The 20,592-nt window shown below is 69.0% G+C and carries 25 protein-coding genes, 2 tRNA genes and 1 other RNA gene; 14 read left to right on the top strand and 14 right to left on the bottom strand.

Annotated elements, in window-relative coordinates:
* Positions 1-160 precede the first annotated feature (160 nt).
* Both SGCZBJ_RS18415 and SGCZBJ_RS18420 read right to left on the bottom strand, forming a co-directional pair.
* Positions 161-913 (bottom strand): YebC/PmpR family DNA-binding transcriptional regulator, encoded by a 753-nt coding sequence (locus SGCZBJ_RS18415; RefSeq protein ID WP_101719412.1) that lies wholly within the window; start codon positions 911-913, stop codon positions 161-163.
* Positions 914-1,033: 120 nt separating this feature from the next.
* The gene (locus tag SGCZBJ_RS18420) at positions 1,034-1,450 is read right to left on the bottom strand and encodes an organic hydroperoxide resistance protein (RefSeq protein ID WP_101719413.1); all 417 of its coding nucleotides are present in this window, start codon (positions 1,448-1,450) and stop codon (positions 1,034-1,036) included.
* Between the two features lie 220 nt (positions 1,451-1,670).
* Between SGCZBJ_RS18420 and SGCZBJ_RS18425 the strand changes: the two genes are divergently transcribed.
* Positions 1,671-2,009, top strand: a complete 339-nt coding sequence (locus tag SGCZBJ_RS18425) for an endonuclease domain-containing protein (RefSeq protein WP_101719414.1) — start codon at positions 1,671-1,673, stop codon at positions 2,007-2,009.
* A gap of 68 nt (positions 2,010-2,077) precedes the next feature.
* Here the strand turns inward: SGCZBJ_RS18425 and SGCZBJ_RS18430 are convergent, their stop codons facing one another.
* From SGCZBJ_RS18430 to SGCZBJ_RS18455, 5 genes are all read right to left on the bottom strand, one after another.
* A complete protein-coding gene (locus SGCZBJ_RS18430; protein ID WP_101719415.1) occupies positions 2,078-2,899 on the bottom strand; it encodes a TIGR00282 family metallophosphoesterase in 822 nt (273 codons plus the stop codon).
* Positions 2,900-2,905: 6 nt separating this feature from the next.
* Positions 2,906-3,520: a 5-formyltetrahydrofolate cyclo-ligase gene (locus SGCZBJ_RS18435; protein ID WP_101719416.1), complete on the bottom strand. Its 615-nt coding sequence runs from the start codon at positions 3,518-3,520 to the stop codon at positions 2,906-2,908.
* Between the two features lie 41 nt (positions 3,521-3,561).
* Positions 3,562-3,724, bottom strand: a non-coding RNA gene (gene ssrS, locus SGCZBJ_RS18440) — 6S RNA.
* 170 nt (positions 3,725-3,894) lie between these two features.
* Positions 3,895-4,221, bottom strand: coding sequence for a cell division protein ZapA (locus SGCZBJ_RS18450; protein ID WP_058348093.1), 327 nt, complete (start codon positions 4,219-4,221; stop codon positions 3,895-3,897).
* A 4-nt stretch (positions 4,222-4,225) separates the two neighbouring features.
* Positions 4,226-4,675 (bottom strand): DUF4164 family protein, encoded by a 450-nt coding sequence (locus SGCZBJ_RS18455; protein ID WP_101719417.1) that lies wholly within the window; start codon positions 4,673-4,675, stop codon positions 4,226-4,228.
* 217 nt (positions 4,676-4,892) lie between these two features.
* On the opposite strand from SGCZBJ_RS18455, the gene gap reads away from it, so the two are divergent.
* From gap to fba, 4 genes are all read left to right on the top strand, one after another.
* Complete coding sequence (gap, locus tag SGCZBJ_RS18460) at positions 4,893-5,900, top strand: type I glyceraldehyde-3-phosphate dehydrogenase (RefSeq protein WP_101719418.1); 1,008 nt, start codon at positions 4,893-4,895, stop codon at positions 5,898-5,900.
* A 58-nt stretch (positions 5,901-5,958) separates the two neighbouring features.
* Positions 5,959-6,333 (top strand): hypothetical protein, encoded by a 375-nt coding sequence (locus tag SGCZBJ_RS18465; RefSeq protein ID WP_101719419.1) that lies wholly within the window; start codon positions 5,959-5,961, stop codon positions 6,331-6,333.
* A gap of 11 nt (positions 6,334-6,344) precedes the next feature.
* Positions 6,345-7,535 (top strand): phosphoglycerate kinase, encoded by a 1,191-nt coding sequence (locus SGCZBJ_RS18470; protein ID WP_101719420.1) that lies wholly within the window; start codon positions 6,345-6,347, stop codon positions 7,533-7,535.
* Positions 7,536-7,741: 206 nt separating this feature from the next.
* Positions 7,742-8,833 carry a class II fructose-bisphosphate aldolase gene (fba, locus tag SGCZBJ_RS18475; protein ID WP_101719458.1) on the top strand — a complete coding sequence of 364 codons (1,092 nt, stop codon included), beginning with the start codon at positions 7,742-7,744 and terminating at the stop codon, positions 8,831-8,833.
* A 90-nt stretch (positions 8,834-8,923) separates the two neighbouring features.
* Here fba and SGCZBJ_RS18480 read toward each other — a convergent pair whose 3' ends face one another.
* The 3 genes from SGCZBJ_RS18480 to SGCZBJ_RS18490 form a co-directional block, all read right to left on the bottom strand.
* Entirely contained in the window at positions 8,924-9,586 is a 663-nt protein-coding gene (locus SGCZBJ_RS18480; RefSeq protein WP_165799371.1) for a DUF1109 domain-containing protein, read from the bottom strand.
* A 215-nt stretch (positions 9,587-9,801) separates the two neighbouring features.
* Complete coding sequence (locus tag SGCZBJ_RS18485) at positions 9,802-10,182, bottom strand: ribosomal maturation YjgA family protein (protein WP_101719422.1); 381 nt, start codon at positions 10,180-10,182, stop codon at positions 9,802-9,804.
* Positions 10,183-10,227: 45 nt separating this feature from the next.
* Positions 10,228-10,800: a TspO/MBR family protein gene (locus tag SGCZBJ_RS18490; protein ID WP_101719423.1), complete on the bottom strand. Its 573-nt coding sequence runs from the start codon at positions 10,798-10,800 to the stop codon at positions 10,228-10,230.
* 58 nt (positions 10,801-10,858) lie between these two features.
* On the opposite strand from SGCZBJ_RS18490, the gene SGCZBJ_RS18495 reads away from it, so the two are divergent.
* Positions 10,859-11,383: a GNAT family N-acetyltransferase gene (locus tag SGCZBJ_RS18495; protein WP_101719424.1), complete on the top strand. Its 525-nt coding sequence runs from the start codon at positions 10,859-10,861 to the stop codon at positions 11,381-11,383.
* Here SGCZBJ_RS18495 and SGCZBJ_RS18500 read toward each other — a convergent pair.
* Genes SGCZBJ_RS18500 through SGCZBJ_RS18510 form a run of 3 tightly spaced genes read right to left on the bottom strand, consistent with a single transcriptional unit; the run spans position 11,380 to position 14,000 of the window.
* Positions 11,380-11,826 carry a hypothetical protein gene (locus SGCZBJ_RS18500; RefSeq protein ID WP_101719425.1) on the bottom strand — a complete coding sequence of 149 codons (447 nt, stop codon included), beginning with the start codon at positions 11,824-11,826 and terminating at the stop codon, positions 11,380-11,382. The genes SGCZBJ_RS18495 and SGCZBJ_RS18500 overlap by 4 nt on opposite strands.
* A gap of 9 nt (positions 11,827-11,835) precedes the next feature.
* Positions 11,836-12,807: a glycosyltransferase family 9 protein gene (locus SGCZBJ_RS18505; RefSeq protein ID WP_101719426.1), complete on the bottom strand. Its 972-nt coding sequence runs from the start codon at positions 12,805-12,807 to the stop codon at positions 11,836-11,838.
* Entirely contained in the window at positions 12,804-14,000 is a 1,197-nt protein-coding gene (locus tag SGCZBJ_RS18510; protein ID WP_101719427.1) for a glycosyltransferase family 4 protein, read from the bottom strand. The genes SGCZBJ_RS18505 and SGCZBJ_RS18510 overlap by 4 nt, the downstream gene beginning before the upstream one ends.
* A gap of 55 nt (positions 14,001-14,055) precedes the next feature.
* On the opposite strand from SGCZBJ_RS18510, the gene SGCZBJ_RS18515 reads away from it, so the two are divergent.
* Both SGCZBJ_RS18515 and SGCZBJ_RS18520 read left to right on the top strand, forming a co-directional pair.
* Positions 14,056-14,928: an alpha/beta fold hydrolase gene (locus SGCZBJ_RS18515; RefSeq protein WP_101719428.1), complete on the top strand. Its 873-nt coding sequence runs from the start codon at positions 14,056-14,058 to the stop codon at positions 14,926-14,928.
* A gap of 85 nt (positions 14,929-15,013) precedes the next feature.
* Positions 15,014-15,406 carry a hypothetical protein gene (locus SGCZBJ_RS18520; RefSeq protein ID WP_101719429.1) on the top strand — a complete coding sequence of 131 codons (393 nt, stop codon included), beginning with the start codon at positions 15,014-15,016 and terminating at the stop codon, positions 15,404-15,406.
* A gap of 3 nt (positions 15,407-15,409) precedes the next feature.
* Here the strand turns inward: SGCZBJ_RS18520 and SGCZBJ_RS18525 are convergent, their stop codons facing one another.
* Entirely contained in the window at positions 15,410-16,270 is an 861-nt protein-coding gene (locus SGCZBJ_RS18525) for an SDR family oxidoreductase (protein ID WP_101719430.1), read from the bottom strand.
* A gap of 170 nt (positions 16,271-16,440) precedes the next feature.
* On the opposite strand from SGCZBJ_RS18525, the gene SGCZBJ_RS18530 reads away from it, so the two are divergent.
* The 6 genes from SGCZBJ_RS18530 (at position 16,441) to SGCZBJ_RS18555 (ending at position 20,587) form a co-directional block, all read left to right on the top strand.
* Positions 16,441-16,515, top strand: a tRNA-Gly gene (locus SGCZBJ_RS18530).
* Positions 16,516-16,561: 46 nt separating this feature from the next.
* Positions 16,562-16,636 (top strand) — tRNA-Gly (locus tag SGCZBJ_RS18535).
* A 105-nt stretch (positions 16,637-16,741) separates the two neighbouring features.
* On the top strand, positions 16,742-18,496 hold the full coding sequence (locus SGCZBJ_RS18540) for a DUF885 domain-containing protein (protein ID WP_101719431.1): 1,755 nt from the start codon (positions 16,742-16,744) through the stop codon (positions 18,494-18,496).
* Between the two features lie 79 nt (positions 18,497-18,575).
* Complete coding sequence (locus tag SGCZBJ_RS18545) at positions 18,576-19,313, top strand: YceI family protein (RefSeq protein WP_101719432.1); 738 nt, start codon at positions 18,576-18,578, stop codon at positions 19,311-19,313.
* Positions 19,314-19,487: 174 nt separating this feature from the next.
* Positions 19,488-19,889: a helix-turn-helix domain-containing protein gene (locus SGCZBJ_RS18550; RefSeq protein WP_101719433.1), complete on the top strand. Its 402-nt coding sequence runs from the start codon at positions 19,488-19,490 to the stop codon at positions 19,887-19,889.
* Positions 19,886-20,587, top strand: coding sequence for a DUF6456 domain-containing protein (locus SGCZBJ_RS18555; protein WP_101719434.1), 702 nt, complete (start codon positions 19,886-19,888; stop codon positions 20,585-20,587). Before SGCZBJ_RS18550 ends, SGCZBJ_RS18555 begins: the two co-directional genes overlap by 4 nt.
* Positions 20,588-20,592 lie beyond the last annotated feature (5 nt).

Here is a 20,592-nt window from a genome sequence, read left to right on the forward strand (position 1 = left end):
GGGGAGCCTGACAAGGAAACGGCCGCTCCAGATGGAGCGGCCGTCTGCTTGGTGCGTGGTCCTCGTCCTTCGACAGGCTCAGGATGAGGACCATTGCAGGCTCGGTCAGCAGAGAACCTCATCCTGAGCTTGTCGAAGGATAAGGTTCCGCCGCGAAGGATCAGCCCAGCTTGGCCAGCTCTTCTTCGCTGATGTCGGCGCTGGAATAGACGTTCTGGACGTCGTCGTCCTCATCCAGGGCGTCCAGCAGCTTCATCAGGGTCGCGACGCTGTCGCCGGTGACCTCGTTCAGCAGCTTGGGCTTCCAGACGATCTTGGTCGAGGAGGCTTCGCCGAACTTGGCTTCGAGAGCCGACGACACCTCGTTGAGGTCCTCGAAGGCGGTGTAGACGGTGTGGCCGCCGTCTTCGCCCATGTCGCTCTCGACGTCCTGGGCGCCGGCCTCGATGGCGGCTTCCATCATGTCGTCTTCGCTGGCCTTGGCGGCCGGATACTCGATCTGGCCCAGGCGGTCGAAGTTGAAGGTCACCGAGCCGGTGGCGCCCAGGTTGCCGCCGTACTTTGAGAACAGCGAGCGGACGTTCGACGCCGCGCGGTTCTTGTTGTCGGTCAGCACCTCGACGATCACGCCCACGCCGCCGGGGCCCATGCCCTCGTAGCGGATCTCGGTGTAGTCGGCCGCATCGCCCATCTGCGACTTCTTGATGGCGCGCTCGATGACGTCCTTGGGCAGGCTTTCGGCCTTGGCGTTGTTCACGGCCAGGCGCAGGCGCGGGTTCATGGCCGGGTCCGGCAGGCCCGTCTTGGCCGCCACGGTGATTTCGCGCGACAGCTTGGAGAACAGCTTGGAACGCGCGGCGTCGGCGCGGCCCTTGCGGTGCATGATGTTCTTGAATTTCGAGTGGCCGGCCATTCGGAGGCTCTTCTCTGATCTGACGATGGAATGGGTTGGCGGCGCTTCTACCGCCTGGAAGCGTGTCTTGTCACCCCAGGGGGCGCTCGCGACCCGCCCATTCCATCGCCGGACGCAGGATCAGGCGACCTTCAGCTCCACCACCACGTTGCCGCGGGTGGCCTTGGAGTACGGGCACACCTGGTGGGCCTTGTGCAGCAGGTCCTCGGCCACCGCGCGGTCGACCTCGGGAGCGTTGAGCGTCAGGCGCACGCCGATGTGGAAGCTGACGTCGTCCTTGATGAGGTCGACCTCGCTGTCGAGGCTGTGCTCGCCAAGCTTGACGCTCTGGTTACGGGCCACCAGGCCCAGCGCGCCGAGGAAGCAGGCCGCGTAGCCCGCCGCGAACAGCTGCTCGGGATTGGTGCCCTCGCCATTGCCGCCCAGCGACTTGGGATAGCCCAGCTGGACGTCCAGGTGGCCGTCGTCGGTCTTGGCGGTCCCCTGGCGCCCGCCCACGGCGTGGGCCTTGGCGGTATAAACGGCGGTGTCGGTCATGGAGGGCTCCTGTGCTTGCCTCCGGGGGAGTTGGGCCGGAGATCGTGACGGATGCAAGCGGGAGTGGATTGTATGGAAGACGCCTTGCCTGATCCCTCTCCCGTGGGGAGAGGGAGGGGCCCGCCGCGAAGCGGTGGGAGGGTGAGGGCGTAGGAACACCTACAGGCAAAACCAAGGTTACTTCACTTGCCTTCCGAAGATCGTCGTCGAGGCTGGCGTAATGGATAGGATCGCCAGCGCTCGCCGCCTTCGCCGCACCCAAACCTTCGCCGAGACCAAACTCTGGGAGATCCTGCGAAACGGACGCCTGGATGGCTCCAAGTTTCGACGTCAGATGCCGATCGACCGCTACTTCGCGGACTTCGCCTGCCGAAAAGCGAGACTAATCGTGGAGCTCGACGGCGCGGCGCATCGGGAAACCGCTGACTACGATGCGAGACGCACCGAAGTTCTGGAACATCACGGCTTCATGGTAATCCGGTTCGACAACGAGCAAGTTCTAATGGATCCGGGCGGCGTAGCCGAAGCGATCCAGGCGGCGCTCCGGCTGACGGTGTAACCCCTCACCCTCCCGGGCTCTGCCCGGGCCCCTCCCTCTCCCCATGGGAGAGGGTCCTACGAAGTCACCTATACTTCCGGAACGCTCTGCTTCAGCCGCCCACCGACCCGGATCGGTTCGACGCGCACCGCCAGGCCCGTGCGGTCGTCGGTCTCGACGAACACGCCGCAGACCGTGGCCGGGCCGCTGGCCGGCTGGTAGCGGCCGCCGCTGATCTTGGTGGTGAAGCGCCGCAGGGGCTCTTCCTTCTGGTTGCCGATGACGCTGTCGTAGTCGGCGCAGGCGCCGGCGTCGGTCTGGTAGGCGGTGCCGCCGGTCAGGATCTGGCAGTCGGCGGTCGGCACGTGGGTGTGGGTGCCCACCACCAGGCTGGCGCGGCCGTCGCAGTAGTGGCCCATGGCCATCTTCTCGGAGGTGGCCTCGCAGTGCATGTCGACGATCACCGCGTCGGCGACCTGGCCCAGCGGCGCCTTGTCGAGCTCGCGATCAGCGGCGGCGAACGGGTCGTCCATGGCGTCCATGTGCACACGGCCCAGCAGGTTCACCACAAACACGGTCTTGCCCGAGTCCGTCTGGAAGAGGTGGCTGCCGCGCCCCGGGGCGTCCGACAGGATCGGGTAGTTGGCCGGACGGATCAGGCGCGGCTCGCGCACGATGTAGGTCAGGGCCTCGCGCTGGTCCCAGCTGTGGTTGCCCAGGGTCAGGCAGTCGGCCCCGGCGTCGAACAGCTCGCGGGCGGTGTTCTCGGTGATGCCGAAGCCGGCGGCGGCGTTCTCGGCGTTGATGATGACGAACTCGAGGCCCAGTTGGCGACGGAGGCCCGGCAGGTGGTCGGCCAGGCCGTCGCGGCCCGACTTGCCGACGACGTCGCCGAAGAAAGCAAAACGCATGATCGATCAGTCCTTTCGGACCTCGATATACTCGTTTTCGGTCAAGATCGCGTCCAATCGTTGATCATGCCGTTCGTCGGGCACGCCGTGGGTCTCCTGGCCCTGGTACGCCAGGCCCAGGAAGAAGACGTCCTTGCGACCGCGCAGGGCTTCCAGCGCCCGGTCGTAATAGCCCCCGCCCTGCCCCAGCCGGCGGCCCTCGCGGTCCCAGGCCAGCAGAGGCGCGACCACCAGGTCGGGCTGGACGATCGGGTTATGGGCGACCGGCGCGACCATGCCGATGGCGTCGCGGGCCAGGGGCTCGCCGGGCGTCCAGGTGCGGAAGACCATCCGGCCGTCCTTGCCATGCGGATCGGCGCCTTCGACGCTGGGCAAGGCCAGCCTCCAGCCCTCCCCGGCCAGCCAGTCGGCCAAGGCGCGGGCGGAAACCTCCGAGCCCAGGCCGTGATAGAGCGCGGCGACCTTGCCCTTCGGATCGGGGAAGCGCGCCGACAGCGGCTCGCGCGCGACATCCACCGCCATCCAGTCGGCCTCGGGGTGCTCCAGGGCAAGTTGCTTGCGGCGGTTGCGCACGAAGACGCGCAGGGCGGTCTTGGCGGCGGCGGGGTCGGCGATGGTCATCGCGACCTTCTAGCCGAAGGACGGGCATAAAGGGAAAGGGTGGCGGCGCCGCGAAGAACCGTGAAGACGTTTCAATCCACTCGAACCTGTTAGTTACAGGTGGGCCCCGTGTTCCCGCAGCCACGGCCACGGGAGGGAACAGGTCCCGATAGAGAGATTAAGGTCCCTGGGAATAGAAATCTTCGACGAGAGCCGCAGCACGACCCGCCGTGGAGCAATATAGGGCGTCGGGTCGGCCCGCGATAGGGGCTCCGTATCCGGCGCGTTGTCGCGGCTGTTGATACCCCTCAGTCGCTTCGCGACAGCTCCGCCAAAGGGGGAGCATCTTGCCGCCTCAGGTCCTCCCCCTTTGGGGGAGGTGGCCCGGAGGCGCCTTACCCCGCCGCCAGCTTCTCGATGCGCTCGGCCGCGGCGTCGATGGCCTTGATCGCGCGGATTTCGACGCGGGTCTGTTCGTTCTGCAGGCGGGCCAATTCCGACTGGTTGTGCGCCAGGCGCAGCTTCAGGTCCGACAGCTCGTCGGCCAGCAGCAGGGCGCCCATCAGGAACAGGCGCGTCTCGCCCAGTTGGCCGACCTCCTGGCTGACCTGGCGGACCTGGCGGTCGAACAGGCGCGCGATCTCCAGGAGATGGGCCTCCTGGCCGTCTTCGCAGCCCACGCTGTAGGGGCGGCCGTTCACGTGGATGGTCAATTGCGCCATGGGCTCAGGCCTTCGCGGGCGGATCGGGGTCGAACGGCGGGTCGTCCTCGTCGTACAACGCTTCGGGGTCGTCTTCGGTCTCGTCGTCTGAGAACTCGGCGGGCGCGGCGCCCTCCTCGTCGTCGTGGACGCCTTCGCCGATCAGGCTCTCGTCGCCCAGGGCCGCGCGGATCTCGGCGATGGCGCGGCCCAGGGCCTCGCTGGCCTGCTCGCCGGCCTCCTCCAGGGCGCGCTCGCGGACGCGGGCGGCCTCCAGGTCGGCGGCCAGCTGGGCGGCCTTCTCGACCACCGCCGCGTCGGCGACGGGCGCCTCGAACAGGTCGCCCGAGGCCGGCTGGGCGACGACGCGCGCGCGCTCGGCCCGTTCGGCGGCGATCTTCTGCTCCAGGTTCGCGACGGCGCGCTCCAGCCGCCGCGCGGCCAGATCGAGAGCGCTTCCTTCGCCCGGTATCATCGGCAAGTTCCCATCATGCGGCGCAACATATAGATCGTCGCCGACTTCGCCACCCGGCGTGACCACAATTGGGCGATGTAACGAGCGTCACAACAATAGCTAATGTCTTGTGAGCGTTCCTGGGCTTGACTTCGCCGCTTTCGACCGCGAAACCGCCTGCAAAATCAAGGAACGCCGCTCGCTTCCGAGCGGGTCCGATCGTGAGGAGAAAGACCACATGGCCCTTCGCGTCGCCATCAACGGCTTTGGCCGTATCGGCCGCCTCGTGCTGCGCTCCATCGCCGAGCACGGCCGCCGTGACATCGAGGTGGTGGCGATCAACGATCTGGGCCCGGTCGAGACCAACGCGCACCTGCTGCGCTACGACAGCGTGCATGGCCGCTTCCCGGGCGTCGTCACCTCGGGCGAGGACTGGATCGACGTCGGCACGGGCAAGATCAAGGTCACCGCGATCCGCAACCCCGAAGAGCTGCCGCACGCCGAACTGGGCGTCGACATCGCCTTCGAATGCACCGGCATCTTCACCGCCCGTGACAAGGCCGCCCTGCACCTGAAGGCAGGCGCCAAGCGCGTGCTCGTCTCGGCCCCGGCTGACGGCGCCGACAAGACCATCGTCTACAAGGTCAACCACGAGACCCTGACCGCCGACGACATCGTCGTCTCGAACGGCTCGTGCACCACCAACGCCCTGGCCCCGGTGGCCAAGGTCCTGCACGACCTGGTCGGCATCGAGCGTGGCTACATGACCACGATCCACAGCTACACCGGCGACCAGCCGACGCTGGACACCATGCACAAGGACCTCTACCGCGCCCGCGCCGCGGCCCTGTCCATGATCCCGACCTCGACCGGCGCCGCCAAGGCCCTGGGCCTGGTTCTGCCGGAACTGAAGGGCAAGCTGGACGGCTCGTCGATCCGCGTCCCGACCCCGAACGTCTCGGTCATCGACCTGAAGGTCGTCACCGGCCGCGACACCTCGATCGCCGAGATCAACGCCGCGCTGCAAGCCGCCGCCGACGGTCCGATGAAGGGCGTCCTGGCCGTGACCACCGACCCGCTGGTCTCGACCGACCTCAACCACATCGCCGCCAGCTCGACGGCCGCCCTGCCCCAGACGCAAGTCATCGAAGGCAAGCTGGCCCGCGTGCTCAGCTGGTACGACAACGAGTGGGGCTTCGCGACCCGCATGAGCGACACCGCTCTGGAAATGGCGAAGTTCCTCTAAGGAACGACCAGACCCCCGCCCCGCAAGGAGCGGGGGTTTTCCTTGGCCCAGGACGTTGATGTCGAACGCGCACTCCGCCCCCGAGAGCTCACGCAAGCGCCGCCTGGCGCTGGCGAGCCTGGGGGCCGTCGCCGCGATCGGCCTCTTCGCCGCCCGCGAAGCTTTCGCCCCGGTCTGCTACTGGGCTGGCCGGCTGACGATGTCGCTGACGTCGGGCGGCGGCCACCAGCTGACGCCGGCGGCATGGCTTCCCGAGAACGCCCCTTCTTGGGGAGCTATCGGCGTCGCCATCGGCTGGCTCGGCCTGTGGGCCATGACAGCCTTCCTCGTCCGGCGAGACGCGCGCCCTTGGGCGTTGACCGCGCCGTTGATCCTGTTCCTGACCGTCGCTTGGTTCACCTCGCGTATGGTCTATGCCTGCAACATCATGTGAGTGACCTCGCAATGACCTTCCGCACCCTCGACACCGCCGATCTCGCCGGCAAGCGCGCCCTGGTCCGGGTGGACTTCAACGTGCCCGTCGACGGCGGCCGGATCACCGACGACACCCGCCTGCGCGCGGCCCTGCCGACCATCGCCTTCCTGTCCAAGGCCGGCGCCAAGGTCGTTCTGCTGGCCCACTTCGACCGCCCCAAGGGCAAGGTCGTGCCGGAAATGAGCCTCGGCTTCGTCGCCGAGCCGCTGTCCAAGCTGCTGGAGCAGCCGGTGGCCTTCGCCAGCGACTGCATCGGCCCTGAAGCCGCCAAGGTCGTCGACGGCCTGGAAAACGGCGGCGTGGCCCTGCTGGAGAACGTCCGCTTCCACGCCGGCGAGGAAAAGAACGACGCCGAGTTCGCCGCCGCCCTGGCCGCCAATGGCGACGTCTATGTCAACGACGCCTTCAGCGCCGCCCACCGTGCCCACGCCTCGACCGAGGGCCTGGCCAAGCTGCTGCCGGCCTATCCGGGCCTGGCCATGCAGCGCGAACTCGAGGCGCTCGACGCCGCCCTCGGCAACCCGAAGAAGCCGGTGATCGGCATCGTCGGCGGCTCGAAGGTCTCTACCAAGCTCGACCTGCTCAACAACCTGGTCGCCAAGCTGGACCGCCTGGCCATCGGCGGCGGCATGGCCAACACCTTCCTGTTCGCCCAGGGCCACGACGTCGGCGGCTCGCTCTGCGAAAAGGACCTGGCCGACACCGCCCGGGAGATCATGAAGAAGGCCGACGCCGCCGGCTGCGAACTGCTGCTGCCGGTCGACGTGGTCGTCGCCAAGAAGGTCGCCCCGGGCGTGGAAACGGCCGTCCGTCAGCTGAACGAAGTGCAGGCCGACGACCTGATCCTCGACGCCGGCCCGGAGAGCGCCAAGAAGCTGCTGGCCGCCATGGACCAAAGCGTCACCTTGATCTGGAACGGCCCGCTGGGCGTGTTCGAGGTGCAACCTTTCGACGAAGCGACCGTTTCGGCGGCGAAACACGCCGCGTCGCTCGCGAAATCGGGTAAGATCGTGGCGGTCGCTGGCGGCGGTGATACCGTCGCGGCGTTGAACCACGCGGGCGTGTCGGCCGACTTCACCTTCGTCTCGACGGCGGGCGGCGCGTTCCTGGAATGGATGGAGGGCAAGACGCTTCCGGGCGTCGCGGCTCTCGAAGCCTAAAGGGAGGATCCCGGCGAGCCGAGAACGGCCACGGGACCATCAGCCAAGTCGGAACGCCTCGCCCCGAGCCTTTCGGGGCGCAGGCCTCCGCTCTCGGGACGCCGGACGAGGAACCGGCCCCGGGATATCCGGGCAAAGAGCGCACAAGCGCCGCGCCCCAATAACAAGAACCAATTCAACGACTTCAAAGCTTGCAGGAGAAATACGTGGCGAGGATCACGCTTAGGCAGTTGCTGGACCATGCGGCGGAGCATGAGTACGGGCTGCCCGCCTTCAACATCAACAACATGGAGCAGGGCCTGGCCATCATGGAGGCCGCCGACGCGGTCGACAGCCCGGTCATCATCCAGGCCTCGCGCGGCGCGCGGAACTACGCCAACGACATCATGTTGGCCAAGATGATCGACGCCCTGGTCGACATCTACCCGCACATCCCGGTCTGCATGCACCAGGACCATGGCAACGGCCCGGCGACCTGCGCCACGGCGATCCAGTACGGCTTCACCTCGGTGATGATGGACGGCTCGCTGATGGAGGACGCCAAGACCCCCGCCAGCTACGAATACAACGTCGACGTCACCCGCCGGGTGGTCGAGATGGCCCACGCCTGCGGCGTGTCGGTCGAGGGCGAGCTGGGCGTGCTGGGCTCGCTGGAGACCGGCATGGGCGAGGCCGAGGACGGCCACGGCTTCGAGGGCAAGCTGTCGCATGACGAGCTGCTGACGGATCCGGACCAGGCGGTCGACTTCGTGCAGGCCACCGGCGTCGACGCCCTGGCCATCGCCATGGGCACCAGCCACGGCGCCTACAAGTTCACGCGCAAGCCGGACGGCGACGTCCTGGCCATGAACGTGATCGAGGAAATCCACCGCCGCCTGCCCAACACCCACCTGGTGATGCACGGCTCGTCGTCGGTGCCGCAGGACCTGCAGGACATCATCAACGCCTATGGCGGCGAGATGCCCCAGACCTGGGGCGTGCCGGTCGAAGAGATCCAGCGCGGCATCAAGCATGGCGTGCGCAAGATCAACGTCGACACCGACAACCGCATGGCCATCACCGGCGCCATCCGCAAGCTGCTGATCGAGAAGCCGCAGGAGTTCGACCCGCGCGCCTATCTGAAGCCGGCCAAGGAAGCCATGCGCAAGGTCTGCCAGGCGCGCTTCGAGCAGTTCGGCTCGGCCGGCCACGCCGGCAAGATCCGCGCGATCTCGACCGCGGCCATGGCCAAGCGCTACATCTCGGGCGAGCTGAACGCCAAGTTCGGCGCCCCGGCCGGCAAGGCCGCCGCCGAGTAAGCCGTCCCGCCTCGCGCAGGAACGAGGGCCCTTCCGGTTCGCCGGGAGGGCCTTTTTCGCGGGCTCAGGGCCTGATCGGGCGCCGCTGGATCAAGTCGAGGCCAGTCGGTTGAGGACCGCGCCAGCGAGGCCGCACAGCAGCACGCCGCCCAGGTACCACAGGCCCACGAACACGAAGGTCGAGTGCGGGCAGTGCAGACCATAGACGCTGGCGGCCAGGCCGCCGGCGAAGACCCCCGCCGCGAAGCCCGCCAGGATCGGCCGTTCGGTCTCGACGCCGCGCAGCACCGTCAGGGCCAGCAGCAGGGTCGGCAGGGCCAGGGCGACGATGTTGAAGAAGCACGCGCCCACCGAGGCCGGCGAGAACAGCCGCGCCAGCTTGGCGGGCTCCAGCTGCATCGCCTCGGTCACGCCGCCAACGGCGAAGACCAGCAGCGCGATGACCGCCACGACGATCGCCGTCGGGGCGGGCGGACCGCGCCGGATCAGGCGAGCCAGGCCGTCGAAGCCCGCGGTGGCCAGGGCGGCGGTGTAGGCCATCTTCAGCCAGAAGAACGGTTGCTGGTGCGCGGTGGCGATGTCGGGGCGCAGGTCCAGCCAGAAGAACACCAATAGCAGGGCCGCCAGCCCGCCGGCGACGCCGATCTCGGCCAGCCGCCAGGCCGGACGCGTGGCCTTGGGCCGCCAGCCCGCCCCATCGGGCGTGCGGACGGCGAGCACGCCGTCATCATAGGTCGCGTCGTCGAAGGCCAACCGCTTCCCCCCGCAACAGGCTTGTTCTATCGGCCGTCGTCCCCTGGCGGCGCGTGCTCGTGAGAGGCGCTCTCAAAAGCCGGGGCGAATGCGTAAAGGTTAGGCAGCGGAAGTCAATACCACCGTTCTGCGAGCCTTGTGGAGCGGCTGTGGACAGCCTCACAATGCCTGGTTGAGCGGCGCCGGCGACCGTGAGAGACCGGCGCGGCGCCTGATCAAGCGGCGACCGCCCCGCCCTGTCGACGTCGGTCGAGCAGAACGGCCAGCCCAACGCCGACGGCGTAGCAGGCCAGGTCCTTCACGTCGAAGACCCCGCCGAACACCACGCGCGCCACGCGGCTGCCACCAAGGCCGGCAAGCTCGAGCACGTTCAGCAACTGACCCAGCTCAATGATCGCGCCCAGGCCCAGGGCTGTCGCGGCGGCTCCGGCGCGTCCCAGGGGCGTGACGGCCCTCACCGCGAAATAGACCAGGGCCGTGGCCAGCACGTCGCCCAGATAGGGGCGCACGAAGCCGTCGCGCACGAACAGCGCGATGACCACCTCGACCACGAACAGGATCGCGGCCGCCGCCAGGTGTCCAAGCCGAATCCGCATGCGCCCTCCCCGCTCGAAGGCGGGGAGAAGGCCGTGTCGGACCGCCTAGTGCAAGGTGGGGCGGACGGAAGAGCGTCGCCACAGCTGGGCGGTCAGGGCGTTGGCCACGCCCAGCCAGCCGAGATCCGGCGCCGAGGCGCCGCCGACCTTGCGGGCTTCCACCGCATAGGCCGCCGAGGCGCCCAGCGAAGCGGTGGCCACGGCCAGTTGCCCGCCGCCGCGCTTCGTGCCGAAAGCCAGCCACAGGGCGTTGAAGCCCTGGGTCAGGCTCCACAGGGTCAGCGCCCGGGTGCGGGCGGGGCTGGACGGCGCGTTCCAGGTGCGCAGGCCCGACAGGGTCATGGCGATGAACAGCGGCGGCAGCAGCAGGCTGGTCAGCGGCTTGGGCTGGTGGGCGACCGGCTCGTGCATCTCGGCATAGCCGACCGCGTACTCCTCGTCGTCGATCACCCGCTCGTGGCGGCGGCCCAGCAGCGTCGCGGCCAGGATCGCGCCGCCCGCCAGGGCCAGGCCTATGGCCAGCTGGACGCCGGCGCTGTTGCCGCTGGTGTCCGGCTGGAACGCTTCGCGGCCAGGCAGGGCGCGGGGGGCGTACGGCTTGCCGGGGGTGATGCGCATTGACGGACTCCTCGTTAACTCGGAACCCTAAACCGTCCAGTTTCCGGCTTGGTTCCAGATGAACAGCGCCCCCGCGCCCATCCTGCTACGTCCCGCGCGCGTCGTCGAGGTCGAGACGATCCGCGCGCTCGAACGCGCCTCGGCCCAGCGCTTCCTGGGTCTGATGGACGCCATAGCCGCCGACGAGCCGACCCCCGCCCCGCTGCTGGCCCGGCGAATCGTCGAGAGCGGTCTGCTGGTCGCCGAGATCGGCGACGCGATCGTGGGCTTCGTGATGTTCAGGCCGCTGGAGGGCGGGCTCTATGTCGAACAACTGGACGTGCTGCCGGCCTTCTCCGGCCGCCGGATCGGCGCGGCCTTGCTGGATGCCGTCGGGGTGCGCCTCGACACGGGAGGAGCTCTGGTGCTGTCGACGTTCCGAGATGTGCCCTGGAACGCGCCGTACTACGCACGGCTGGGGTTTGCTGAGGTCGGCGCGCTGACGCCCGCCATGGCGGAAATTCGCGGCGAGCACCTGGCGCGCGGCCTGGACGAAGGGGCGCGAGTGTTCATGAGGCGACCTGTCACGCGCGACGCCCCCTAGGAAGCGGCTCCTGGGATCCATCGGGCCGATACGTCACCTAGAGAAGCGACATCCACGATCTGATCGAGGCTGCAGAGTTGATAGTGGGTGTAGTTCTCCCGCCCGAACGGCGCCAACTGACCACCGCCCCAACCATCTAGCCAACGTGACGTCGTCACTTTCAACAGGGGCCAGGTGTAGCGCCGAAAGCCGCTGTCGCCGCCGATCGGCTGCAGGTTCTCGTTCGGCTCCTCGATCGACGGATGAACGAACTCAGCATGCACCAGCACAGCCGAAGCCGAGGAGAAGGTGATCTCCAGATCGCGTGGCGGGTTGCCCACGATGCCTGAATAGACCGCCACGATCACCGGCCCGCGTAGCATGCAGCTGGCCGTGACGATAAAGCCGGCGCAGGGCGTCGGTGGCAGGTCGTCCACCGGTTCCCAGCGCTCGAAGACGTTCATGCCCGTGTCTTATCGCGGCAGCAGCGAGATCGCCGTGCTGGCCACGGTGCTGACCGGCAGGGCCTTGAGGTCGGGCGACTTGATCACCGCCACGTGGCCGCGGGGGCCGCACAGGGCGGGATCGGAGGCGTCCGAGAACAGGGCGATGGTCGGCGCGCCGGCCGCGGCCAAGAGGTGCGTGGGGCCGGTGTCGTTGCCGACCACCAGGGCGGCCTTGGCCCCAAGCACCGCCAGTTGGGCGAAGTCGGTGCGGCCGGTGAGGTCGCGGGCCTGGCCGGCCGCCTTCTGGATCTGGCGCGCCATGGCGCTTTCCTGCGGACCGCCAATGATGACGATGTCCAGGCCCTTGGACTTCAGGAGGGCCGCCAGCTGGGCGTAGCTCTCGACGGGCCAGCGCTTCTCGGGCCGGTGGGCCGAGCCGCCGGGCACCAGCAGCACGTAAGGCTTGGGCGTCACCGCGCCGGCGACCGGGCGGGCGTCCTTATGCTTGCGCAGGATCCACGACAGGTCCGGCGGCGGGGCACTGCCCGGTTCGGTCGGCGCGTCGGGCCAGATGCCGGCCTGGCGCAGCTGGTCGGCGTGCCGCTCCAGGGTGTGCATGTGATAGCGGGCGCGGCCGCGCTGGGGCAGGCTAGCGCCCTTGGCGATGCCCGACCACTGCGGCGGGAACGGCCGCAGGGCCTGGAAGTACCAGCCGGTGCGGTTGTTGGTCTGCAGGTCGTAGACGCGGTCGTACTTGGCCTTGCGGATACGGCCCAGCATCTTGAAGAGGTCGCCAGCGTCGCTGGGACGGCCGTCCACCTCGACGGCGTTGAAATAGGGCGACAGGCGGGCCAGGGCCTCGAACGGCGGAGTCGTCAGAAGGGTGATCCGGGCGCGCGGATGCGCCTCGCGGATCTTCTTCATCGCCGCCAGGGCCAGGACGAAGTCGCCCAGCGCGCCCAGCTTGATGACCAGGACCTTCTTGATCTCCTTGCTCAAGCCTTCGACTCCAAAACCACCGCCCCAGCCTTCCGGGCGGCCATGACGCGCGCATAGACCTTAAGGGTCGCCTCGACCATCGCGTCCACAGAATACAACCGCCGCGCTCGCGCGCGCGCCGCCATGCCCATCGACTGACGTCCAGCGGCCCCTGCCTCGCAGGCCTCGTTCAGGGCCTGGGCCCAGGCCTCGGCGTCGCCGGGCGCGGCCAGCCAGCCGGTCTCGCCGGGAACCACCGTTTCGCGCGTGGCGCCATGGTCGGCGGCGATCACCGGACGGCCCATGACCTGCGGCTCCACGGCCGTGCGGCCGAAGGCCTCCGGCTCCAGCGACGGGGCGATGGCGAGGTCGGCCAGCAGATAGGCGGCCGGCATGTCGTCGCAATGGCCGACCAGCTTGACGCTGTCTTCCAGGCCCGCCTGGGCGATCATGTGCTCAAGCTCGGCGCGGTAGCTCTTGCGGCCCTGGTCGTCGCCGGCCAGCAGCAGAAGCACCCGCGTATCGTTCAGCGCCTTCAGCCGCGCGACGGCCTCGATGGCCAGGCCCTGTCCCTTCCAGCGGGTCAGGCGGCCGGCCAGCAGCACCTTCAGCCGGCGCTCGTCGGGGGCGACGCCCCAGGCCTTGCGCAGGGCCTCGACGCGGTCGGCCGAGACGAAGCCGGGCTCGAAGCGCGACAGGTCCACCCCGCGCGGGATCGCCACCACCTTGTCTGGGTGGATGCCGTGCTCGGCGATGACGTGGGCCCGGGTGTATTCGGAATTGGCGATCACCAGGTCGCCCTTGGTCATCACCGCATTGTACCAGCGCTTGAGCGCGGACTTGGCGTTGTAGACCCCGTGATAGGTGGCCACGAACGGCACCTTGGTCGCGTGCGCCGCCCACAGGGCCGGAAAGGCCGGCGCGCGCGAGCGGGCGTGGACCAGGGTCACCTTCTCGCGGCGGATCAGGTCGATCAGCCGGGCGGCGTTGCCCAGCATGATCAGCGGGTTCTTGGACTGGGCCGGCATCTGGGCCAGGCGGCCGCCGTCGGCTTCCAGCCGCGAGGCCATGCGCCCGCCGCGCGTCGCCACCAGGGCCTTGCCGCCCTGGGCCACCACGCCGTGCGCGACGTCGATCGTGGTCTGCTCGGCGCCGCCGGTTTCCAGTTCCGGCGTCACCTGCAGAAGGGTGAATTCATCGGGAAGGATGGACACGCCGCGCTCTGAAGAGGTTAGGAGGGTTAGTTAGCGAAACGAACAAGGCCGCGCCATGACCGAAGTCCGCGATTTCCACCCGGGCGAGGAAAATCAGCATCTCGCGTACCGCAGGATCGACGGCGAAGGCCCCACGGTGGTGTGGCTGGGCGGCTTTCACTCCGATATGACCGGTACGAAGGCCCAGGTCCTGGCCGACCAGGCCCTGGCCACGGGCGGCGCCTATGTCCGCTTCGACTATTTCGGCCACGGCGAATCGTCGGGCGCCTTCAAGGACGGCACGATCAGCCGCTGGCGCGCCGACGCCCTGTCCGTCATCGACGAACTGACCGAAGGGCCGCTGGTGCTGGTCGGCTCGTCCATGGGCGGCTGGCTGGCCTGCCTGGCCGCCATCGCCCGGCCCGAGCGCGTGAAGGCCCTGGTGCTGATCGCCCCCGCCCCCGACTTCACCGACAAGCTGATGACCCCCGAGCTGTCGGACGAGGCCAAGGCCGCCATCGCGCGCGACGGCTTCTGGATCCGGCCGTCGGAGTACGACGACGGCGGCTACGCCATCACCCGCAACCTGCTGGAGGACGGCGCCCGCTGGTCGATCCTGCCCGGCCCCGTGCCGATCGACGTGCCCGTGCGCGTGCTGCAAGGCGGGGCGGACGCCGACGTGCCCTGGACCCACGCCCTGGAGCTGGCCAACGGCCTGACCAGCCAGAACGTCGTCTTCTCGCTGATCAAGGACGGCGACCACCGCCTGTCGCGTCCTCAGGACCTGGAGCGCCTGGCAGCCGCCGTGGCCGAAGCCCGCGTGCTGGCCACGCCCGTGGACGACGACCCGGTCGCCCGCCGCCTGGCCCGCGCGGCCGCCGCCCGTTCGGCTGGCCAGGCCTCGGCCGCGGCCTGGGCGGCGGCGGATCTGGGCGACGACGAGGACTGACGGCGCAAGGCCATTGCCCAGGGTCGGGCCGCATGGCCAAGCTCGCGCCCAGGTCGATTCGGCCTCGAGTTTGAGCGGGGGTTTCATGCGTCTTCACAAGTTTTCCATCGCTGCCGCCCTGGGAGGCGCGCTGTCCATCGCCTCCAGCGCGCAGGCTCAAGCGCCCGCGGCGTCCTCGCCCAGCGAAGACCTTCGCTGCTTCGTGGTGACCTCGCTGCTGGCCGCCAGCGACGACGAGAGCGCCAAGCAGATCGGCCAGATGGGCGCGCTCTACTTCATGGGCCGCATCGACGCGAAGCTGTCGGACAAGAAGATCGAGGACCAGATGGTCGCCCTCAGCGCGGGCCTGACCGAGGCCGACACCCGCGCCATGCTGGTGCGTTGCGGCGGCGAACTGGAAAAGCGCGGCGCGACGATGCAGGAGATCAGCAAGCGCGTTCAGGTCCGAGAAGAAGCGGCCGCCGCGGCCAAGAAATAGGCCTCAGCCGCCGTTCGCCAGGATGGCGGCCAGCCCTTCCCGATAGGTCGGATAGGCTGGCCGCCACCCCAGTTCGGCCTTGGCCAGGGCGTTCGAGACGCGCTTGTTCTCGGCGTAGAAGCGGCGAGTGGCGGGCGACAGGCCCAGGGCGTTGAACGGCAGGTCGGGCGGGACTGGAACGCCCAGCAGCCGGGCGGCGTGCTCCATGACGTCCTGCGGCGGGGCCGGCTCGTCGTCGCACAGATTGTAGACCGCCCCGGCGCGGGGCTTTTCCAGCGAGGCCAGCAGTCCCGAGACGATGTCGTCGCGGTGGATGCGGCTGAATACCTGGCCCGGCTTGACGATTCGGCGGCCCTCGCCGGCCCGCAGGCGGTCGAAGGCGCTACGGCCGGGGCCATAGATCCCCGGCAGCCGGAAGGTGGCGATCGTCAGGCCCATGCCGCGGCACACCTGGCGCCAGTCGCGCTCGGCGCCGACCCGGCGCGCGCCCTCGACCGACTGGGCCTTCAGCGGGCTTGATTCGAACACCCAGCCCCCGTCGAAGTCGCCATAGACGCCGGTGGTCGACAGATAGCCGATCCAGTCGGGGAAAGCCTCGGCGGCGGCCAGGGCGGGAATCACCGCCTCGAGGGCCGGACAGCCCTCGCCGGTGGGCGGCGAGGTCACCAGCACCGCGTTCACGCCACGCATGGCCAGGGCCATGGCGGCCTTGTCGTCGGGATCGACGGCGGAAAAGCCCAGGGCCTCGACGGCGGCCCGCGCCTGCGGCGTGCGGCCCGTCGCGCTGACCGACCAGCCGCGCGCGGCCAGAGATTCGGCGAAGGCGGCGCCGACATAGCCCAATCCGAACACGAACAGACGCAAACCCAGAGCCCCGCCCTCAAATCCAAGGGACCAATGAGCCGTCGAAACGGGCCTTTCCGCAAGTGCGGCATTCATCCCCAATGAAGTTGCGCGACAGTGCTTGCCAAGCACGGAACGCTCTGCCATAAGCCGCCTCCTCGTCGCGGGGCGCTGCTTTCAGCCTCTTCGATGCGGGCGTAGCTCAGTGGTAGAGCGCCACCTTGCCAAGGTGGATGTCGAGAGTTCGAATCTCTTCGCCCGCTCCATTCCCTCCCTTGCGGAGACGGATGGACGAGACAAGAAAATCGGTGCGCGGGCGTAGCTCAGTGGTAGAGCGCCACCTTGCCAAGGTGGATGTCGAGAGTTCGAATCTCTTCGCCCGCTCCATTTTCTTCCTCTTCCTCACATTCTGATCCGGATGCGAAGCGGGGCCGTTTGGCCCGGCGGCAAATCCTGCTCTAACCTCCCCCTCGTTCATTCCGGGGAGCGTCCATGCGTCATCATCTTCTCCGCCTCGCCGCCGGCGCGGCCCTGTCGGCCGTGCTGCTGGCGAGCGGCGCGCATGCGGCCGCCCCGACCGCTTCGGCCCGCCTGACCGAGGCCGTGAAGGCCTATGAATCGGTCTCGGCCATCGACGACGAGGAAAGCGGCTCGGACGCCGCCCGCTGGCGCCTGCCGCCGGTCGGCCCCAAGGCCGACGCCGACCGCAAGGCCAAGTACGAGAAGGCCAAGGCCCTGCTGGGCGAGGTCGACGCGGCCGGCCTGTCCGACGACGAGAAGCTGACCCGCCAGATCCTGGCCTGGAGCCTCGACGACAAGCTCACGGGGCTGTCGTTCGACGAGAGCCGCATGCCGTTCAGCAGCGACGGCGGCTTCGACGTCGCCCTGCTCTATCGCGCCAGCAGCGCCCGCCTGAAGACCGAGGACGAGGCCAGGAAGTGGATCGCCCTGCTGGCCCAGGCGCCCGACTGGTACGCCGCCAACATCGCCGAGGCCCGGCGCGGGATCGCCACAGGCTTCGTCCATACCCGGATGACCGCCCAGTCGGTGCTGGAACGCGCCCAGCGCACCGCCGCCACGCCGCCCTCCGAGGATCCGCTGCTGGCCCCGCTGCGCGCCCTGCCCGCCAGCGTGCCGGCCGAACGCAAGGCCGCCCTGATCGCCGAAGGCGAGGCCGTGCTGAAGGCCAAGGTCGCCCCGGCCCGCGCCAGCTTCGTCGCCTTCATGCAGGACGAATATCTGCCGAAATCCGCCAAGAGCCTGGCGGCCGGCGACCTGCCCGACGGCAAGCGCTACTACGCCTTCCTGGTCAAGCGCTACACGACCACCGACATGACGCCCGACCAGGTGCACGAGATCGGCCAGGCCGAGGTGCGCCGCATCCGCGCCCGGATGGAGACGGTGATGAAGGAGGCCGGCTTCAAGGGCGACCTGCCGGCCTTCCTGACCTTCCTGCGCACAGATCCGCGCTTCTACGCCACCAGCCGCCAGCAGCTGCTGGAAAAGGCCAGCGAGATCGCCAAGCGCGCCGACGACCAGTTGCCGGCCCACTTCGGGGCCCTGCCGCGCCTGACCTACGGCGTGCGTCCGGTGCCGGCCAGCATCGAGAAGGGCTACACCACCGGCCGCTATTTCGGCGGCGACCCGAAGGCCGGCCGCGCCGGCGGGCTGATGATCAACACCTCCGACCTGGACCAGCGCGGGCTCTACGAGCTGCCGGCCCTGGTGCTGCACGAGGGCGCGCCGGGCCACCACGTCCAGACCTCTCTGGCCCAGGAGCAGGCTGGGCCGGAGTTCCGCAAGAACCTCTATTTCAGCGCCTTCGGCGAGGGCTGGGGGCTCTATTCGGAATGGCTGGGCGAGGAGATGGGGATCTATCGCGACCCCTACGAGCTCTTCGGCCGCCTGTCCTACGAAATGTGGCGCGCCTGCCGGCTGGTGGCCGACACCGGCATGCACTGGAAGGGCTGGAGCCTGGAACAGGCTCGCGCCTGCTTCACCGAAAACAGCGCCCTCTCCTCGACCAATATCGAGGTCGAGCTGAAGCGCTACGTCTCCTGGCCTGGCCAGGCGCTGTCCTACAAGATCGGCGAGCTGAAGATCCTGGAGCTGCGCAAGCGCGCCGAGACCGCCCTGGGCCCGAAGTTCGACGAGCGCGCCTTCCACGACCTGGTGCTGCTGGGCGGCTCGACGCCCCTGGCGGTGCTGGAGGCGCGGACCGACGCCTGGATCGCCGCGCGGAAATAAACGGCAAGCTGCGCCACGTCCCGGGGTTGACCCCATCGTCGCCCCGGGCCGAACCTCCCCGCTTAAAAAGGGAGGTTTCATGTCCTACGCCTCGAAGCTCGCGGTCGGCGGCGCCCTGCTGCTGGCGCTTTGCGCCTGCTCCGACCAGAAGGCCGCCAAGAGCGACGCCCCGGCCAAGCCGGCCAGCGAAAGCGCCGCCGCCCCGACAGCGGCCAAGCCGCCCGCCGACCTGCCGGCCGGCGACTACACCCTGGACAAGACCCACGCCGACCTCAGCTTCAAGGTCAATCACCTGGGCTTCTCGTGGTACACGGCCCGCTTTTCCGACTTCGACGCCAAGCTGACCCTCGATCCGAAGGCGATCGAGAGCGCCCATATCGAGGCCAGCATCAAGACCAGCTCACTGCTGCTGCCCGCCCCGCCCAAGGGCTTCACCGAGGAGCTTCTGGGCCCGCAGTGGCTGGATGCGGCCAAGTACCCCGCCATCACCTTCCGCTCGACCAAGGTGGCCAAGACCGGCGACGACACCGCCGACGTCACCGGCGACCTCACCCTGCACGGCGTGACCAAGCCCGTGACCCTGAAGGCCAGGTTCAACGGCGGCTACACCGGCTATCCGCCCATGGATCCCAACGCCCGCATCGGCTTCTCGCTGACCGGCAGCTTCAAGCGTTCGGACTTCGGCGTCTCCTACGGCGTGCCCCAGCCGGGCTCGACCATGGGCGTGGGCGACGAGGTGCAGGTGGCCATCGAGGCCGAGCTGCTGAAGCCCAACCCGCCGGCGGCGGCAGCCGCGCCGGCGCCCGGCCAGCCCTGATCGAGACGCCTGTCCCCGTCGTCGGACGGGGACAGGCGAACGACCGACACAATACAATCAGTAGTTTAGATTTTCGCTGGACGCGCGAAATAGGAAAGTTATCCTACAAGAGGAATATCAGCCTAGGCTGATGCTCATGGGCGTCATTGGGGGCGCCGCTCTTGAGGGACCATCATGCTCGCTCAAATCCTGGAGGAGGCCTGGGCGATCTCGCCCGACCCGCGTCGCGACCGGCTGGCCGCCGCCTTCGTCACCCACGCCGTGGCCCTGGCCACCGGCGTCGCGCCGATCGACATCGCCTCGGACAAGCGCACCAACAAGTCGGCCGCCCGCGCACGGCAGATCTCGATCTACCTGGCGCACGTGATCTTCCACTGGCCGCTGACCCGCGTGGCCTTCGCCTTCGGCCGCGATCGCACCACCTGCGCCCACGCCTGCCACCGTATCGAGGACCTGCGCGAGGACCGGGTGTTCGACGCCCGCATGACCGCGCTGGAGGCCTGCGTGCGCCAGGCGCCCGAGACCATTCCCGACCTGGCCGGCATCGAGTTCCAGCGCGCGGGGCTGGGCCGATGAGCGCCGCCGGCATTCTCGAGGGCGAACTGGAGGCCGAGCATCTGGCCGACCGCGCCGCCCGCCTGTTGGCCCGCGCCGGCTCGGTGATCGAGGCCAGGGGCCTGGCCTACGCCGTACGCTTCGCCCGCGGCCGCCGCCCGATGCTGGTCATCGACGAAGCCGCCTTCCGCAAGCTGTTCGCTCGGCTGGTTCCGCGTACCGACGGCGGCTGGCGGCTGTCGTCGCAGGCTCCTTCTCCGCCGCCCGGTCGTCCCGGCTTCGTAGAGGGCGAGAAGACGGTAGTGGAGCCCGACGGCCGCGCGACGACGCACCGCGCCAATCTGGGCGAGGCCCCGCTGGACTGGCTGCTGCACCGCAAGCACATCACCCGGGCCGAGCACGCCGCAGGCGAGAAGCTGTCGGCCGACGCCCATGCCTCCGGGATCGTCGGCCGCCTGACCATGCGTTGGGACCCGACGCCGCGATCGGGCGGCGGTTCGCGCCTGGAGCCGATGGAGCGCGCCCACGCCGCCCGCCAGCGCCTGGGAAGGGCCATGGAGGCGGTTGGGGCGGAGGCCATGCCGATCCTGACCCTGATCTGCCTCACCGGCACGTCTCTGCAAGGAACCGAGGTAGCCCTGGGCATGAAGCCCAGAACGGGCAAGGCCGCCCTCAAGGCGGCCTTGCAGCGCCTTGCGGCGCATTACGGGATGGCGTGAACCCT

Origin of the sequence: Caulobacter zeae, from assembly GCF_002858925.1 — a bacterium.
GTDB classification, from domain to species: Bacteria; Pseudomonadota; Alphaproteobacteria; order Caulobacterales; family Caulobacteraceae; genus Caulobacter; species Caulobacter zeae.

Coding starts and splice junctions, on each gene's coding strand:
- SGCZBJ_RS18455 (WP_101719417.1), bottom strand. CDS start 4,675: ATGATACCGGGCGAAGGAAGCGCTCTCGATCTGGCCGCGCGGCGGCTG.
- gap (WP_101719418.1), top strand. CDS start 4,893: ATGGCCCTTCGCGTCGCCATCAACGGCTTTGGCCGTATCGGCCGCCTC.
- SGCZBJ_RS18470 (WP_101719420.1), top strand. CDS start 6,345: ATGACCTTCCGCACCCTCGACACCGCCGATCTCGCCGGCAAGCGCGCC.
- SGCZBJ_RS18425 (WP_101719414.1), top strand. CDS start 1,671: ATGGATAGGATCGCCAGCGCTCGCCGCCTTCGCCGCACCCAAACCTTC.
- SGCZBJ_RS18465 (WP_101719419.1), top strand. CDS start 5,959: ATGTCGAACGCGCACTCCGCCCCCGAGAGCTCACGCAAGCGCCGCCTG.
- SGCZBJ_RS18490 (WP_101719423.1), bottom strand. CDS start 10,800: ATGCGCATCACCCCCGGCAAGCCGTACGCCCCCCGCGCCCTGCCTGGC.
- SGCZBJ_RS18495 (WP_101719424.1), top strand. CDS start 10,859: ATGAACAGCGCCCCCGCGCCCATCCTGCTACGTCCCGCGCGCGTCGTC.
- SGCZBJ_RS18500 (WP_101719425.1), bottom strand. CDS start 11,826: ATGAACGTCTTCGAGCGCTGGGAACCGGTGGACGACCTGCCACCGACG.
- SGCZBJ_RS18545 (WP_101719432.1), top strand. CDS start 18,576: ATGTCCTACGCCTCGAAGCTCGCGGTCGGCGGCGCCCTGCTGCTGGCG.
- SGCZBJ_RS18540 (WP_101719431.1), top strand. CDS start 16,742: ATGCGTCATCATCTTCTCCGCCTCGCCGCCGGCGCGGCCCTGTCGGCC.
- SGCZBJ_RS18515 (WP_101719428.1), top strand. CDS start 14,056: ATGACCGAAGTCCGCGATTTCCACCCGGGCGAGGAAAATCAGCATCTC.
- SGCZBJ_RS18520 (WP_101719429.1), top strand. CDS start 15,014: ATGCGTCTTCACAAGTTTTCCATCGCTGCCGCCCTGGGAGGCGCGCTG.
- SGCZBJ_RS18550 (WP_101719433.1), top strand. CDS start 19,488: ATGCTCGCTCAAATCCTGGAGGAGGCCTGGGCGATCTCGCCCGACCCG.
- SGCZBJ_RS18485 (WP_101719422.1), bottom strand. CDS start 10,182: ATGCGGATTCGGCTTGGACACCTGGCGGCGGCCGCGATCCTGTTCGTG.
- SGCZBJ_RS18435 (WP_101719416.1), bottom strand. CDS start 3,520: ATGACCATCGCCGACCCCGCCGCCGCCAAGACCGCCCTGCGCGTCTTC.
- SGCZBJ_RS18555 (WP_101719434.1), top strand. CDS start 19,886: ATGAGCGCCGCCGGCATTCTCGAGGGCGAACTGGAGGCCGAGCATCTG.
- SGCZBJ_RS18450 (WP_058348093.1), bottom strand. CDS start 4,221: ATGGCGCAATTGACCATCCACGTGAACGGCCGCCCCTACAGCGTGGGC.
- SGCZBJ_RS18430 (WP_101719415.1), bottom strand. CDS start 2,899: ATGCGTTTTGCTTTCTTCGGCGACGTCGTCGGCAAGTCGGGCCGCGAC.
- SGCZBJ_RS18415 (WP_101719412.1), bottom strand. CDS start 913: ATGGCCGGCCACTCGAAATTCAAGAACATCATGCACCGCAAGGGCCGC.
- SGCZBJ_RS18420 (WP_101719413.1), bottom strand. CDS start 1,450: ATGACCGACACCGCCGTTTATACCGCCAAGGCCCACGCCGTGGGCGGG.